15 protein-coding genes are annotated in these 16,093 nt (G+C 35.7%); 2 read left to right on the top strand and 13 right to left on the bottom strand.

Annotated elements, in window-relative coordinates; genetic code table 11:
* Nucleotides 1–5: 5 nt before the first annotated feature.
* Nucleotides 6–866, bottom strand: a complete 861-nt coding sequence (locus J0L69_08560; GenBank protein ID MBN8693235.1) for a hypothetical protein — start codon at nucleotides 864–866, stop codon at nucleotides 6–8.
* A gap of 58 nt (nucleotides 867–924) precedes the next feature.
* Between J0L69_08560 and J0L69_08555 the strand changes: the two genes are divergently transcribed.
* The gene (locus tag J0L69_08555; GenBank protein ID MBN8693234.1) at nucleotides 925–1,359 is read left to right on the top strand and encodes a nucleoside deaminase; all 435 of its coding nucleotides are present in this window, start codon (nucleotides 925–927) and stop codon (nucleotides 1,357–1,359) included.
* A gap of 49 nt (nucleotides 1,360–1,408) precedes the next feature.
* Nucleotides 1,409–1,603, top strand: coding sequence for a hypothetical protein (locus J0L69_08550; protein MBN8693233.1), 195 nt, complete (start codon nucleotides 1,409–1,411; stop codon nucleotides 1,601–1,603).
* Here the strand turns inward: J0L69_08550 and J0L69_08545 are convergent.
* The 12 genes from J0L69_08545 to J0L69_08490 all read right to left on the bottom strand — a co-directional run bounded on the left by J0L69_08545 (nucleotide 1,600) and on the right by J0L69_08490 (nucleotide 16,079).
* Nucleotides 1,600–2,976 (bottom strand): T9SS type A sorting domain-containing protein, encoded by a 1,377-nt coding sequence (locus J0L69_08545; protein MBN8693232.1) that lies wholly within the window; start codon nucleotides 2,974–2,976, stop codon nucleotides 1,600–1,602. The genes J0L69_08550 and J0L69_08545 overlap by 4 nt on opposite strands.
* A 136-nt stretch (nucleotides 2,977–3,112) precedes the next feature.
* Nucleotides 3,113–3,787, bottom strand: coding sequence for a hypothetical protein (locus J0L69_08540; protein MBN8693231.1), 675 nt, complete (start codon nucleotides 3,785–3,787; stop codon nucleotides 3,113–3,115).
* Between the two features lie 47 nt (nucleotides 3,788–3,834).
* Nucleotides 3,835–5,154, bottom strand: a complete 1,320-nt coding sequence (locus J0L69_08535; protein ID MBN8693230.1) for a DUF3887 domain-containing protein — start codon at nucleotides 5,152–5,154, stop codon at nucleotides 3,835–3,837.
* 22 nt (nucleotides 5,155–5,176) lie between these two features.
* Nucleotides 5,177–6,148, bottom strand: a complete 972-nt coding sequence (locus J0L69_08530) for a peptidoglycan DD-metalloendopeptidase family protein (GenBank protein ID MBN8693229.1) — start codon at nucleotides 6,146–6,148, stop codon at nucleotides 5,177–5,179.
* A gap of 85 nt (nucleotides 6,149–6,233) precedes the next feature.
* Nucleotides 6,234–8,495, bottom strand: coding sequence for a SpoIIE family protein phosphatase (locus J0L69_08525; protein MBN8693228.1), 2,262 nt, complete (start codon nucleotides 8,493–8,495; stop codon nucleotides 6,234–6,236).
* Nucleotides 8,492–8,944, bottom strand: a complete 453-nt coding sequence (locus J0L69_08520) for a DUF4293 domain-containing protein (GenBank protein MBN8693227.1) — start codon at nucleotides 8,942–8,944, stop codon at nucleotides 8,492–8,494. The genes J0L69_08525 and J0L69_08520 overlap by 4 nt, the downstream gene beginning before the upstream one ends.
* A gap of 1 nt (nucleotide 8,945) precedes the next feature.
* Nucleotides 8,946–9,389: an NUDIX domain-containing protein gene (locus J0L69_08515; GenBank protein MBN8693226.1), complete on the bottom strand. Its 444-nt coding sequence runs from the start codon at nucleotides 9,387–9,389 to the stop codon at nucleotides 8,946–8,948.
* 31 nt (nucleotides 9,390–9,420) lie between these two features.
* Nucleotides 9,421–10,059 (bottom strand): tRNA (5-methylaminomethyl-2-thiouridine)(34)-methyltransferase MnmD, encoded by a 639-nt coding sequence (gene mnmD / locus J0L69_08510; protein MBN8693225.1) that lies wholly within the window; start codon nucleotides 10,057–10,059, stop codon nucleotides 9,421–9,423.
* Between the two features lie 3 nt (nucleotides 10,060–10,062).
* Nucleotides 10,063–10,563 carry a DUF1761 domain-containing protein gene (locus J0L69_08505; GenBank protein MBN8693224.1) on the bottom strand — a complete coding sequence of 167 codons (501 nt, stop codon included), beginning with the start codon at nucleotides 10,561–10,563 and terminating at the stop codon, nucleotides 10,063–10,065.
* Between the two features lie 13 nt (nucleotides 10,564–10,576).
* A complete protein-coding gene (locus tag J0L69_08500; protein MBN8693223.1) occupies nucleotides 10,577–12,619 on the bottom strand; it encodes a M48 family metallopeptidase in 2,043 nt (680 codons plus the stop codon).
* A complete protein-coding gene (locus J0L69_08495; GenBank protein MBN8693222.1) occupies nucleotides 12,619–15,051 on the bottom strand; it encodes a tetratricopeptide repeat protein in 2,433 nt (810 codons plus the stop codon). Before J0L69_08495 ends, J0L69_08500 begins: the two co-directional genes overlap by 1 nt.
* A gap of 68 nt (nucleotides 15,052–15,119) precedes the next feature.
* On the bottom strand, nucleotides 15,120–16,079 hold the full coding sequence (locus J0L69_08490; GenBank protein MBN8693221.1) for a hypothetical protein: 960 nt from the start codon (nucleotides 16,077–16,079) through the stop codon (nucleotides 15,120–15,122).
* Nucleotides 16,080–16,093 lie beyond the last annotated feature (14 nt).

Raw genomic sequence — 16,093 nt, 5'->3', positions numbered from 1 at the left:
AATTGTTATTTAGTTACTTTATCGCGTAACGCATAAATTTTAGCACTGATGGATTTGAACTTTGCGTCATTCATATCCTTTGGATCCTTAATATCATTGATTTCTTTATGAATTTCACGGAAGTTGTTGTTTAAATCCGCTGCTTCTTTTTTGTCTTTATAATCTTCCATTAAAGTAATCAAGTTGTTTAAGTAGAAACGTTGATCCCAAACTGTTTTGTAAACGTTTGCTTTAGCAGCGGCATCAGTAACGCTTTCACCTAATTTACAAGCTAAGTATAAACCTTCAATCCAAGAACCTGCAAAAACAGAAGAAGCAGTATAAACACGTTCGTTGGTACGTAAATAAGAATCGCTTTTTACAAAAATCTCATCCAAAATACGTAATAACGAATCTTTATTACTTAAGTTTTGTTCAGCGCGTTTTCCTACCATTTGATCAACCGCACCTTTTAAACCTAAAGCATCCGATTGTACTAATACGGTTTTCATTAACTTCATTACATCTTCACCACGGTTGTTTACCATAGCGTATGACATATCGATATTGTAAATACCTAATGTTACTGCTTTAGTAAATTCAGCTGTATACGTATTTGATTTTTTAGGATCATTCATTAAGGTGTTGTTATAAGGCACACCCCAGTTTGAAATATCATTAACCATTCCTACAGGTGAAGGAATATTGGCTATAGCGAAGTCGAATTTAAATTTAGTTTCTTCATTTACTGTTACAGGGGTTGTATCCACCGCAACCACTGAGGCTGAGTCAACAGATTCTTTTGCTTCTTCAGCATCGTGGCCACCGCCACACGCCATTAAAACAGCACCTAAAGTAAGAGGAAGTACAAAACTTAATTTTTTCATAATTATTGAGATTTTATTTAAACAGGAACAAATATAATATTTTACCTTTAAGTCATATATGTTTGATGATAATTACTTTATGAACGAGGCATTTAAGGAGGCTCAAAAAGCCTTTGATGCTGATGAAGTTCCGGTAGGGGCTGTAATTGTGGCGAATAACCGAATTATTGCCAGGGCGCATAATTTAACGGAGCGCTTAAATGATGTAACAGCACACGCCGAAATGCAGGCTATTACGGCTGCTACAAATGCCTTGGGAGGTAAATATCTTCACGAATGTACTTTATATGTTACATTAGAACCTTGTCCGATGTGTGCCGGTGCCTTAAATTGGGCACAAATCAGCAAAATAGTTTACGGGGCTTCTGATGCTAAGCGTGGATATAGTTTGTTTTCTGAACCCTTATTGCACCCTAAAACACTGGTTAGTAAAGGGGTAAATGAGGTGGCTTGCGGTAAAATCATCAAAGACTTCTTTTTGAAAAAGCGTTAATTTTTGAAGCTGTATTATTCTTCCAATTAACTTTACATAAAAATTCGCCATGGGAGCTATTATGTTTGGAAGTATGGGAATCATGATCATTTTATGTATTCCAATCCTTACTTATTTTTTTGCAAAACGTGTTGGAAGAAATCCTTGGTTGTGGTTCGGAATTAGTTTGGTGTTGCCGGTAATTGCAACTTTAATTTTGTTTGTTTTGCCGGATTTAAGTGAAACAGGTAATATAGAAGGCTAGTTGCGAATTATTTTTCGCATATAGTAATTACCGTTATTTTCAATTTCTAAAATATAGAAACCTCTGTCTAAACTTCTAAGTTCAATTTCATTTTCATATTTATCCAGGTTTCCTTCCATGATTTTTTCACCGGTGGAGGTTTTTAGAATGTATTTTGAATTTACGGGAGGATAGGAATAACTGATTTTTAAAATTTCAGAGGCTGGGTTCGGATAAACTTCAGGCCTATAATTTTTGATTCCGTAACAGGCTTGTAAAATAATGGGATTTGATGCTGTGTTTTTTCCGTCATAATCTGTTTGACGAATTCGATAATAATAGTTTTTTTCGAACTCGATGGTATTATCCAAATAGCTGTAATTCCTGCTTTGATAACTGTTGCCCGCGCCTTTTACATTTCCAATTTCCATGAAATCTATTCCGTTTTCTGATCTTTCTATTGTAAAGTAATTGTTATTTTTCTCAATTGCTGTCGACCAAACCAATCTTGCTTTTTCGGCTTCACATTGTACTGAATAAGAGGAAAACTCAATAGGCAAAGGACTTGTTGTTGCATAGGCAAAGATTCCGCCCCAGGGATGATTATCGCTTCCGGCTCCGGCATGTTGATGCAATAAACTTACCGTTGTTGCGCCGTTTGTAGTTAAGGTTTTAAACTGACTCAATGCCTCGGCATTACTCACTGTTACATTTACATTATCATCACTCAATGCAGTTCCAACATTATTATTAAAGTAAAAACTTCCAACGGGTCCGCCGCAAGCTCCTGAATTAATATCGCCACCTACAACTGTTCCTAATAATGTACCATTAAGGGTAATTCTTTCGCCATCCGCCGCACTACATTCATAACCACCAAAGAAAGAATAAATCGCATCACCCGCAGTGTTAATGGCATTATTAAGCGTGAGAGTTCCCCAATTCATGATATTGGCAGCATTTTGCGAATTCAAAAAGATGGCAGTACCAACAGGTAACATAGCTGCATTATTATACGCTATATATAAATAGAAATCCTGATAACGGTTAGAAGTATTGGCCTGAGCCGGCAAACCCAAACTATATACGTTTACTGCGGGATTAATGATAGCAGTAACATCCACAGCATGAACTCCGGATGCGCCACCATAAATTGTATTAAACGATGGTGTTACCATATTGGTACCATTGAGTGTTAATACATTTCCATTCAGTGTAACGTTGGTAGCAGGTGCTGCTCCTAATCGGCCGCTTAGTAAATACGCACGGCGAATGGTACTTCCGGCTGCAATATTAACCGTTATAATTCCTGTAACAGGTGTGGTTTGAGAATAAGTTGGTGAATAGCCCGCGCAAGTGACACCGCCATTAAATACATCCTGATAAAAACTCATTTGTGCAAAAGAATCTGTTTTAAGTATAAACAGACTAAAAAACACTAGAATAATTATTTTTCGGATAAACATTTGCTTAAAAACTTACCGAAGATATAAAAAAACGCAGAATCGGCAAGTGTTTTTATAGAAAGCCTTATTCGCTCCCTTTCTTCTGTAAATACAGTTTGCTAAAACTTAGGTTTAAGCCGATGTTGAATATAAGAGGCTGACTATAGATGGATAAAACATCATTGGAATGTAAGGATGCGCCGAATTGTACAAAAAACTTGCCGTATTTATAGCCCACTTTTGCAGTAACTACCGGTTCAAAAAACAAGGCATTAGTTGGTGTATTAGTAATATTATCCAATTTTAAATCGTATAAATTTACAACAGAAATTCGTGGAGCAAATGAAGCTTCAAACACACTCATTTTTGCTCCAATGGCAGGCTGAATAAAAACACGATTATACCTGGCAGATATTCTTTCTGAAAGAATATTGTTATTTAAAATAGTATTTCCATTCCCGAACCCGGCATAAACTTCATACCGGCCATTTGTTTCGAAGTCGCCATAATAACCTAAACCTCCTTCAAAAAACTGATGACTATCGTCGTTAACGTTATAGAAACCGGTATTTGCCATGATGCCAAAATGCTTTAGTGGAGAGTAGGCCGCTTGCACATCATAACCGTTAAAACCAAAACTACCTTGCAAAGAAGCATCATGCTGTTCGGTAAATAATGGAGTGTTGATGGCGTTTGGTACGTATACCGGAGCGCACGATGTGAAAGCAATAACCGTAAGTAACAACAAATACCTTTTCATACAGTAAAGGTATTACAACTAATAATTCTTCAATTGACCTAGATCAGTTATTTCTGGAATGCTTTTATCCAATCGCAAATATCTTTTATGACTTGCTCCTGAACATTACCCGAAACTTGGTATTCGGCAGGAGTGCATTTCCCTTCGCCCTTGATGAATAAATGGTTTAAACCTTCGTACGAAATAAATTTATTCTTCGGGTTATTTTCTAATTCCTTTTTCCAAATTTCAAAATCAGTCATAGTTACCTGATAATCGCGTTTCCCCTGAAGTACTAAAATCGGTTGTTTAACACCTTTTGCTGTTTGTACCTGATTGTATTTTTTGATGCTTTGCCAATAGTAAGAGGGTTGTCCGAGCGGTAATTCCGATGCTTTTGCTGTTTTAAGTTGCTTCGGATCTTTTACTTTTTTTATTTGGGCTTCTAAATCACTTAATGATTTCTTTTCATCCGCATCAATGATACTATCCAGATTAAACAAATAGGTAAATTGTTCCAAAAGCATATCCTCAAACGGACGGGCAGGACCTGCCAACATAATTATACCACTAATGTCTTTTCCTTTCTTTGCGATGAGAGGTGCGCACATGGCACCCAAACTATGACCTGCCACATAAATTTTAGAAGACTTTGTTGTAGGATGATTTCTTAAAAGTTTTACGGCACTCAATACGTCCTCAATAACTTCTTCTTCCAATCCAATCTTATCTTGAGAGGAAGACATTTTTTGTGCTTCGGCAAATGTGCGTTTATCGTATCTGTAACTGGCGATACCATTGGATGCTAATCCAAGGGCTAAGTCTTTCAGCACTTTATTAGGACCTAGGGTTTCGTCTTTATCGTTTGGTCCGGAGCCGTGCACGAAGATCACTACAGGAGGATTTTCTGTATTATTTGGTACGCATAACATTCCCGGCATTTTATAATCGCCGGTTTTAAGCTCGAGTTTTGTTTCGTAAAGCTTTTCTACGCGATAATACTCCGGTACATTGTAAACAGCTTTGCTTTTAACCGGTTGAAAGAAAATACCAACGATTTTTTTTGGCGTATTGTATACTAATTTTAAATCGAGTTTTGTCTTTTCGAAAGCACAGGTCATTAAAACAATTTCTAATGTATCTTGCTTTTCGCTTCTTACATTTTCATAGGATTTAAATTCGCCAACGTAATTCGGGATTTTTTCCCACATCGACTGTATCATCTGAGGATTAATCTTATCAAGCACCGAAGCGTCAAAGTAGGAGCGACAGCTATCATAACTGCCGCGAAGCATTTTATTTAAAAAACTTTCTGAAAGTTCATTGACTGTTTGAGACTTTACCGCATAACTCAAGAATGCTAGTAAAACGAAGGTGATTTTTTTCATAGAAATATGGGGACGAAGGTATTTAATTTACCCGTATTTTTTGTCCCACTTTTAAATAGTAGCGGCTTTTTGTGCCATTTAAAGCGCAGAGCTCTTTGCTGGTTACGCCATATTTTTTTGCTATTACCGACCAGCTTTCGCCTTTACCTACCGTATGAAAGGTGGCATTTGCCGGATAAGCATTCACACCAACTCTGGATTTATTTAAAACAATAGTATTGTATAAAAGTTTGTGTTCATCAAAGGAAATGAATGTAGAAGGATTCAAAGCCACACTTTTATAGCGTACTTCAAAGTGTAAATGTGAACCGGTACTGTGCCCTGTATTACCACCTAAGCCTATTATTTGTCCTGATAAAACAACTTGGCCGGGTTTAACTTTTAATTTAGAAAGATGCGCATACACCGTTTCGAGACCGTTAGGATGCATGATTACAACCACGTTACCGTAACCTCCGCGTTTAGCCGCCACCCTTACTTTACCGTCAAATGCCGCTACAACTGCATCACCCTTTACTAAATCGATATCGATACCTTTGTGCATTTTTTTATCGCGCCAACCGTATAGGGAGGTGATGACACCGGCGCGGGGAGCGGTATAATAACTCAAAGCATCATTTTCAATAACAATAGTAGTCGATTCAGGAATGGTTTTATCACTCACCAAGGGGAAAATCATCGACTCATCTAAGTCCTCATAAAAATTTAAATCGGATAATTTTATGGGAGTAGCTTTTGTTGAATCGGCGTAAATAGATAACAAATCGTTATAGTAGGCAACCAATTCAATTTCCTTTGAATCGATATGATCAAGGTTTAATAAGGAGTCTACGATTTTGACTAATCTGGATTTGGAAATCGGGAAATTTCCGGCTGGCTCTTCGCCTTCATGGAAAAATTTAGTGAAAACGGCTTTTGCATTCGGACCGTTTTGACCGACTAATACCTGTAAAGACAGAATAAAAAGTAGCAGATATCCTTTCAGTTTCAACACGGGGATAATTGAAAGGTGCTAAAATAGTAAAATTATAAGAATCAGCAAGTTTAAAGGGATAATTTAAAGAAAAACTAAAACAAATTTAGAAGCGGATGCCTATCACTAAAACATCATCAATTTGCTCTACATGACCCTTCCACTGATTAAAAAAGAGGTCTAATTCTTGTTTTTGCTCGTCGATAGGTAAATCAACGATTTTCGCAAGTAGCTCCTTGAATTTTTTGGTAGTTAGTTTTTTGGTTTTTTCGCCTCCAAACTGATCTGCGAATCCATCGCTAAATACATAGGCTGCTTTTAAAGTATTGGTATCAAATTCATACTGTTCAAAATCCTGATCATATGGGGTGAGTCCGGCAATGGCGGTTTTAGTGGCTTTTATTTCACTGAAGTTGTTTTGTTTATCGAATAAGTACAAAGGACGGTAAGCACCGGAATAATAGAGTTTCGACCCACTAAGTTTTAAGAAAGCAATGTCGCATCCATCGCGTGAGGCGTTTTCGTTTTGATATTGTTTTAAAGCATCTTTTACTTGTTTATTGATACTTTGTAGAATTTGATTAGGTTGATTAAATATTTTAGTGGCCGCTTCAATTTTCTCATGCACAATCATACTCATTAAGGCGCCGGGCACACCATGTCCGGTACAATCTGCAGCGGCAATATAGGTTCCTGATTCGCTAAAGTTTTCTAATCGACCGGGATGTTCGGCTCCACTGCTAAAGGTTTGGAAGTAGTAAAAATCGCCGCTCACAATATCTTTTGGGAGATAAAGAATAAAGCTGTTCGGTAATTTTGCTTTTATTTCACTTAACTCGGGTAATAATGCCTGCTGAATTCGTTTAGCATAGGTAATGCTATCGGTAATTTCTTTTTTCTGATGTTCGAGCATTTTATTTTGCTCGGCAATTTCCTTAGTTCTTTCTGTTACCTGAATTTCCAGTGTTCTGTTTTGATTCGCTAATAACTCTTGCTTTTCCTTTTCCTGTTGTAATGACTTAGCGTTTAATTCCTGATTTTCGATTAATTTAAGTTTGAGCGACTTAGTGGTACCCGCAAAATCATAAGCTAAGTAAGCTGTCATCGAAAGTGGGATACTCAAAATTCCTAATATGATAAAAAAGGCATAGGTAAATAATGCAGCGGGTTCTCCATTGGCTTCTACTGAAATCATGGAAATAATGATGGAAGATAAAATCAGTAAAATGAAGGAGAGTGTAAATCCAAGAATACCCCATCCTAAAAACTTAGCCGATACAATTTTGCGGCGAACACCTTTTATAGAGTGCGCTAAAGTATTGAAGTAAGTATAGAAAATTATAGAAACACCGGTGAATCTATGAAATTCATGAATAAAAATCACATCCACATAATGATAAACTAAGGCTATACATAAAGCAATATAGTGCCAGGTTCTTTTCTCGTGTAACAGTTTGTTTAGGATGGTGACTAAAATGAAACAAACCGTTGGAAAAATAACATTATCGAAACTATCTAACCATAAATAGAATTTTAAGTCTTCAATAAAGCGCAGAATATAGGCTTCTAAAAAAGTTAATGATAATAAGAATAAGAACATCGCATAAAGCAAATTGAAGCTTTGATCGCGATAGAAAAAATAAATTAAAAGATGAATGATAAAGAGCGCAAAGAAAAATGCCGAGAGCATGTTTGTTACACTATAATAGATGCTTAATAATGTTTGGCTATCGTCTTTTAAATCAGATACCGAAAATTCAAAAGCCGGCTCCTGCAGATTGTCTTCGTACTTACTTAAATAGTGGGCGTAATTAGGTAAAGCAAAACGGATAGCGAGACAATGTACTAATGAATCGTTAATTGGGAAATATATACTGCCATCGGTTACGTTTAACTCCTGTACTGTCTTCCCATCTGTACTAATTGTTCCAATGGCCTTTTGAAACTTTCCATCCAAATAAATTTCTATGGCACCGTGTAATGCCATTTCTAATCCGTAAACCTTGTTAATTTGATGCTGTGGAATTTTAAAATAGCATTTGTACCAGGCAATGCCATTAAAACCGGTATCGAAAATCCCTTTGTCTTTTTCGCCAATGGTAATAACACCCGAATGGCTATTAACTATTTTATATTGACTTTCATTTTCGTTGCCAAATTTAAAATCGGCCTGATCATCATTAATAAAAAGCCATTTTGGGTCGGCAAATTTGAATTTGTTTTCGCGTTTACCGTTTGTAATTTGAATGTTTTTATTATCTGCGGTCTCAAAATCAATGATATTTATGAGCGAATCGGGTAGTGTAGCACTGCCTGTAAGCGTAAAGAAAACTGCGAATAGAAATAAATATGTACACCTTTTAATCACCTGATTCTGTCAGCACTTTTAACAAGCTCATCATCCTTTTTAATAAAACGTTTAGCAATAAAAGCTAAAATGATATTGATTAAAGGAATAAAAGCGGCTATGTTATAACTAATCATGGTTTCATGGTTCTCTTCCAATTTCGCATATGTAAATAAGAATAAACTGGCTGTTAAAGCAAATGAAAGAAGGGCTATCAGCGTACATAATTTCATTTGCAAGCTTCTCTTTTTATACATAAAAATGGTAATGAGTGACAGGAGTGTAATTAATAAACAGATCACTAGCGGAAGGTGAATGATTGGTTGTGTAGTTGCATTGTAAGTGGCAGGTGACAAATAAAGCATTAGTGTGCTTTCGTAGGTAGTGATGGTTTGAAAAGGAACAAATAATTGAAGAACTGAAAACACAGTAATCAATAGAAGAAACACAGTTTGTATGCGTTGTAACATTTTAGTGCAGTTTTTTATTTAACAATGAAGATACTTTTTTATCTATAGCAAATGTAAAATTATTTTGGTGTAGCTCGTCTACTTTCAGCCATCTAAACGCCTGATCTTCTTCCTTTAATGGGTCGAAATCAAACGCCTCCTCTGAAATTTTAGCGTTTATGGGCTCCAGGGCACGAACATGGTAATAAATGCTAATTACCTGACTATTGGGATTGAAGGCGGAGGCTACAAAAAAATCGGTCGTATAAAAATGGTCGACTACCTCTATATTCAGATTAAGTTCTTCCTTGAATTCACGAATAACGCATTCAATTGTTCCCTCACCGAACTCGAGACCACCTCCCGGGAATTTGGTTATTTTATGTCCCTTAATAAGTTCATCACTTACCAAAACACGACCTTCATCCAGGAGTAGCCCGTAAACACGAACATTAAATAGTTTCATTGGCTTGAATTTACAAAAAATTGTTGAAAGCTTAAGGACGAATTGCCCTTGTCATTTCTCTTTTTCCGGGTGGTCCGGGAAGGGTTTCTACTATAAAACCAACAGATTTTAAATGACGCTTCAGTTCTCCCTTGGCACAATAAGTTACCAAAATACCTTGTGGTGCCATCATATGAAAGATTTTCTGCAGCACTTCTACTTGCCAGAGTTCATTCTGTGTAGTAGGAGCAAAAGCATCCAGGTAGACTAAATTATAGATTTCGTTAGACTTGAATTCTAAAAAATCTGCATTGATTTTTTCGATGGCAAAACCGTCTTTAACTTCAACTTTCTTGTTCCAGGGCAATTGATGTAAATGTATAAACCCCTCTTCCTTTGCATAACTTAAGTTTGAGTAGATATTTTCTGATAATGGAAACTTTTCGATAGCGGTATAACGAATGGGTTTATTTGAAATTTCTTTTAGAGTTAAAAAGAGATTAAGTGCAGTTCCTAATCCAATCTCTAAAATTGAAACAGAGTCGAATTTTGAAATTGCGACATGGAGTCCGTTTTCGATAAACACATGATTGCTTTCACGAACTGCGCCATGTATAGAATGATAGGTTGCATTATACTGTTTACTAAAAACAGTATCACTACCATCCTTTGTTTTCAGTATTTCGAACATTGTTTAAGCGTAGGCGCAAACGATTCCTCCCATTAGTGCCATACTCACAATCCAATATCCCGCATGAATAGCGATATATTTAAAGCCGCGGCGTTCGAACATAGCGCCAACACTAATTACAGGAAGGGCTATAACTATTCCGGCAATTGTTCCATGAAAAGCGCCGTGTTTAAAAGTACGATAACTGTTTCCTAAAACATCCATTACGGATTTATACAAAGCGCCCATTTCGGTGGAAGGATCATCAATGGGTTGTAAAAAGAAAAGAGAAGTTAAACTTAGTTGGTGAATAGATAAAGAGCATAATGCAAACGCGACAAAAAAACTAAAGAGATAAGTTAAACCAAAAATAACCAACATATTCGCTCTTTTCGCCTTTTCCTCTGTCATTTCTGATGCTTTTAACCAGGCATTTCCAAATCCGATTTTTGGGTTATACCAGATGTTTCCAACAGCTAATGGTACCAACGCTGCTAACAATAAAATTACGATGTCGATTTTCATAGGTTTATTTAGTTTAGTTATTTGATAATAGTTCTGCTACATCAGACATTAAGGCAGAGGTTTTTGCTGCAGTTTGATCCGCATAAACACCCTTAACAACTCTGTAGTTTGTATGAATTACTTTTTTCGCACAATCAAAATAGAATGCTTTAATCACAATCATTTTTTTGGGTTTCCCAACAGGAATCATCATTGGTCCAATTCCCATGCTTTGAGCTTGAACATGTTCAGGAGCCACTTCTATATCGTAAAAAATACATTTTTCCAATTGATTTTTTGATAGATAAGGACTTAACTCAGGATATAAGGAAATTAAATCAACATTAACCGAGTTTGTAATATCTATCGGTTCTCTTCTTGGGTTTTTAACTGCCTTTTCAAGCTCATCAAATTTTGCACCAAACCTTTGGATGCTAATACCTAAATCGAAGAGGGGCACTTTATTATCTAATGATTGCTCAGAAAGATTAATAACCCTGCCGGGATAAGTAAAATCTGAAGTGAAATTGGACATGACTGTTGTAGCAAAATCGGTAACATCCTCCTTTTTTTGTAAAAAAGAAAATGTATTGTTTTCGTAGATAATCCTTAACGGAATTGCGGTAAAAGTTATTGTGTCCTTTGGTTTAACGTAATAATTAATTACTTCATTGAAATTTTCAAACGATGGTTTTAGCGGTTGTAAAGTTTCATTTGAAACAACCATCCCATTTAAGAATTTTGTAAGTGCAGAAAGTTTAGGTTGTACTTTGTTAAGTTGATCTTGAAAATAGTCGTAAGCCTCTTTGATTGTTATGAACTCAATCGTGTCATGCTTGGTTAAATGATTTTTCGGCAATTTATTTAAGTTAGTGGAATCATTATTAAAAAGTAATTGCAGGTGTTGAAATTGAATTATGTTATTAAGTTCGCTTGTATTTGAACAGTTGGTTTCACACAAATAGTATTTAGGCCATTTATCCTTAGCATAAGATTTACTACTTACTTTATAATACTCGGTAATGAAATTTGAATTTTGTTTTTCTGGATTAATATGTAAATACCTTCGAATTGATTCAATGAGATAAAACAGGTAGAATTCATCGTAAGGTTTACTTAAAAGTTCTTTATAGCACTTCACCATTGAAGGATAAAATTCCATCTCACTCAAATGATAATATATACATTCGTCAATCGCTTTTTGCTTTATTGCTTTAAAACGTTGTTCGCTTATAATAAACTCCTTCTTTTTTATAATTTCATTATCTTTTCGATAAGCTTCCGCCTTTTTGAGGCGCTCTTTTGTAGGCGGATGTGTATAATAATATCTCCCTGACTTATAACCTACTTGCTTTTTGTATTTATTCTCTTCTTCTAAAAATCCCTTAAACACATTAACATTACCCAATAAACTGTATTCCGAACTGAATATTGTTTTGAGAGCAATATCATCTGCTTCCGATTCATCTTCTTGTGATCGCTGGAAGTATTCCTTTGTTGTTTTTTTAACAATATTTGTAGAGCCGGGAAAAGGTATAAGACTCGCCGATTGAATCCTTTCCTTATCACTTTTTGTATTTATATAATCTTTATAATGATGTTCACTGATATAATGACCATATTCATGTGCGATTATACTGGCTAATTCCGCTTCACTGTTCACAAAGGCTAATAAACCAACGTTAATATAGATTTTTCCATTCTCAATCATATAAGCATTAACCTCCTGGTTTCGGCTTATCACAGCAACACAATTAGGGGTCCATTTTTCCTTCAATGTTACCTTAACAATTTCGTTAATGTAATCAGTTGCCTCTTTCCAATTTGTGTAATTGCTTCCCCATTTGTTATCAGCAATTTCATTAGCGATGAGATTATTTACATATTCCTTTAACCATTCGGAATTCGGACATTTACCTTGATATTTATCGTACAATTCTTTTTCATATTTTACCAGGTATTCGGAAATATTCATCTCCTTTTCACCATTATATCCAATGAAAGAATGTTCAGGTATTTGAGCAAACAGTGAATTAAAACCAATGCTCACTAAAAATATAAGAATTAAAAACCTCATTATATTTTAAATCCGATTAATGTCACATCATCCACCTGTTCTAATTCACCGCGCCACGATTCGAACGACGTATCCAATATAACTTGCTGTTCATTTAGGTTTTTATCCTTATTTAGTAAAAACTGTTCTTGTAGCTGCTTATACTTGAATTTCTTTCCTTTTGGTCCGCCAAACTGATCAGCAAAACCGTCGGTAATTAAGTAGAAAATAGTTCCTTCCTCGTAATCTAATTGATGTGTAGTAAACGGCATTGGGTTTTCTGTTTCTCCAATCGGTTGTTTAGTCGCTTTAATTTCCTGTAATCCGTTTTTATTGATGAACCAAAGTGGATTATTGGCACCACTCCAGGAAATTTTCTTTGTCGTGTGATTAACACAAATTAAAGAAATATCCATTCCGTCTTTTACTTCACCTTCGCTTTTTTCGAATGTTTCTAAAACAAGCTCACGTGTTTTATCTAATATTTTACCCGGTTCATTTAATTTAAACTCTTTTAAAGCGCGATTGAGTGCATTTGAACATACCACAGAAACTAATGCTCCGGGAACGCCGTGTCCGGTTGAATCGGCTGCCGCAAAAAACACATTGTTATCAATTGCTTCCATCCAATAAAAATCACCCGCAATAATATCTTTAGGTTTATATAAAATAAAACTTTCCGGAAAATGTTGCTTAACCATTCTCAAAGGGGGCATAATAGCATCCTGTAAACGTTTGGCGTAGGTTATACTATCAGTGATTTCTTTGTTTTTTTCTTCAACCAACTCTTTTTGATGTTCAACTTCTTGCTTTTGCGCGACGATGATTTTATTTTGTTTTTTGTTTTGTTGTAAACTGCGATAAACAACTCCTACTAAAAGCAAAACCAGAATAAAACCAATCGTGAATGCATAGCGAATTGTTTTTTGTCGTTTTAATTCTGTTTCTTTCTTTTCTTGTTCAGCTTTAAATGAGAGTTCTTTAGCTTTTTGTTCTGCTTTTAATCCATCTTCCTTTGCCTGATACTCGATGGCCGCCATACGTTTTACGTTTTCCTCGTTATTCACGGAATCGCGCATTTTGATAAAGGTTTTAAGCATTTCAAAAGCTTCTTTATGATTGCCTTGCTCTCTAAAAACTTCAGATAAAACACTTGCTGAGTTTTTTATATCCTCAATTATTCCGTTTTCATAGGCAATTTTGATACACTTCTGACTTAGTTCTTTGGCTTGGTTATATTCTTTTAAAAGAATATGTATTTGTGCGAGTTGATTATAACATTTGGTTAATAGAGATGTGTTTCCGGTTTCCTCAGTAATTTCAATGGCCATTTTGGTGCTAGTGATGGCTTCATTGTATTTACCCTTACTCACCAAAATATTTCCTTTAGCGACATAACCAAAGGCTAATTTATCAACGTAACCAATTTCTTCGGCCAGTTTATTTGACTTCTCAATGTATTCTAATGCTTTAGTATAATCCTTTTGCTGATCGTACGCCAATGACATACTACTTAAAATGTTACACTGTTGTACTTTTGCGCCTAATTCAACTGCAATTTCATAAGAGTCGTTATAATATTTTAAAGCTTTAGAAATTTCCTTTTGTGCACTAAATATATCCCCCATACAACTCAAACAAAAAGCAATTTGATTTTTATTTCCCATTTGCTTTGCCAATGCCAATGCCTTGTTATAATAATTGAGGGCTTCAGGAAAATTACTTTGTATACGGTATACTTCTCCTAAGCTGTTATAGCAAATAGTTATTTTTGTTACATCGTTAATTTCTTGAGCATAAGCGATAGCATTTTCATAACACTCTATTGCTTTATCAGATTGTCCTGTAAAACGAAAAGCCTCACCTTTTGAAATATTACAGAAGGCTAGTCTCTTTTTATCATTGGCTTTTTTTGCCATGATAATGGCCATATCCTGGCCGATAATAACGCTGTCGTTGAGTCCGTTCATTCGGAGTATTTCAGCCCGCCAGGATTGGGCTTCGGCTCTTAAAGCATCGGAGTTTATTTCATTAGCGATTTTTTCAGTTTCATTTAAAAAATAATGTGCGGAGTCGAAATTATATTTACGCGCATAGTAAATTCCAAATTTGGCATTAGCTGATGCCTGATGATGTAACTTGTTTAGTTTTTTACTTTGAGATAATAGTTCCGAAGCTATACTATAAGTATGAGGTCGCCATGTTTCTGCTAACTCAGAAATTAACTCCATTTGCTTTTCAGTTTCACTATTAAGAATAAAACTTCTAAGGCTATCTACTAATGGATTAACCCTTGTGGTATCATGAAGCAGGTTAAGAAATTCTTTGTTTAATGACAGCTGTTGATCGCTGTTAACAGTATTCTGTTCTGACTTTTGCGTACAGGAGAGAATGAAAGCAAAGGAAATCAATACCGTTAAAAATAGAAATATAGAATTCCTTTTTTGTCTCATAGAATAGGGTAAAAATAATAAAAAAAGGCCGCTTAAAGAAGCAGCCTTTTAACTTGAAATGAAATATTTTATGGCAAATTCTTTAAGTCAGTTGCTAATTGAGTAAAAGATATTGGCTGCATGTTTAATCCAAATGTACCCGAACTTACAGCGGTTGACATAATAGCAGAGTAGTACTGTCCGTCGATCACAGATACACCTACGATATGAACTCCTTTACCATTTGGCATATTAGAAATACGGTAAACGCCCGGACTGATTTCATACATCGCACCAATTGTTAAGCTTCCATTAAATGATACATAAACAGCGCAATTATTCTTGTTAAACATACTAGAATTAACAGTGGCTACCATCGGTACTTTTAAACCGGTTGTGTCCCATTGTTTACCAACGTTTAACCATTTAAGTGAATCTAATCCAGCACGGTGAACATATTTGCCTAGAGTTGGGCTCCAAACCGCTTGAACATTGTTTGTATCTGCTTCCATAGCCCACACTTTTGTAGAATCAGTAACAGATAATTTACTAACGTAATATTTCTTTGTTGTTTGTGGAGTTACTGGTCCATCAGGTAAACTTACAAAAACTGTACCGCTAGCCGGACTTAAACGTAACGACTGACTGTTTTGTGAAGCGGTTAATTTTACACACCCTTTAGTTGTTACTAAACGTGAATTTGTAGAATTAGCTTGAGCGCCGGTTAAAATTATTTGATCCTTTGTAAGGATAGTTTTTACACTAATAACAACATTACCGGTAACGGTGCCGCTGGTGCTTGTTTGAAATGCATTGGCAGGAAACTCAATCGTAACATCATTAGAGGTGATGGTGCTAGGAGCGGTGGCGCTTACCGTAAAATTCACAAATGGAGAACCATTGGTTGCGAATAAATCGGCTAAGGTACTAATTCCTGCAGTTGGAGTTGGTTCCGGCTCCGGTTCCGGTTCTTCTGTTTTCTTTTTACATTCAACCATAGCAAAAGCTGTTAATGCTAATGCCAGAAATAGACTAATCTTTGATTTCATAGATGTTTTGTGTT

It is taken from the genome of Bacteroidota bacterium (assembly GCA_017303905.1).
Lineage (GTDB): Bacteria > Bacteroidota > Bacteroidia > B-17B0 > Aurantibacillaceae > JAHEYG01.
This window is presented reverse-complemented; position numbering and strand designations above follow the sequence as displayed.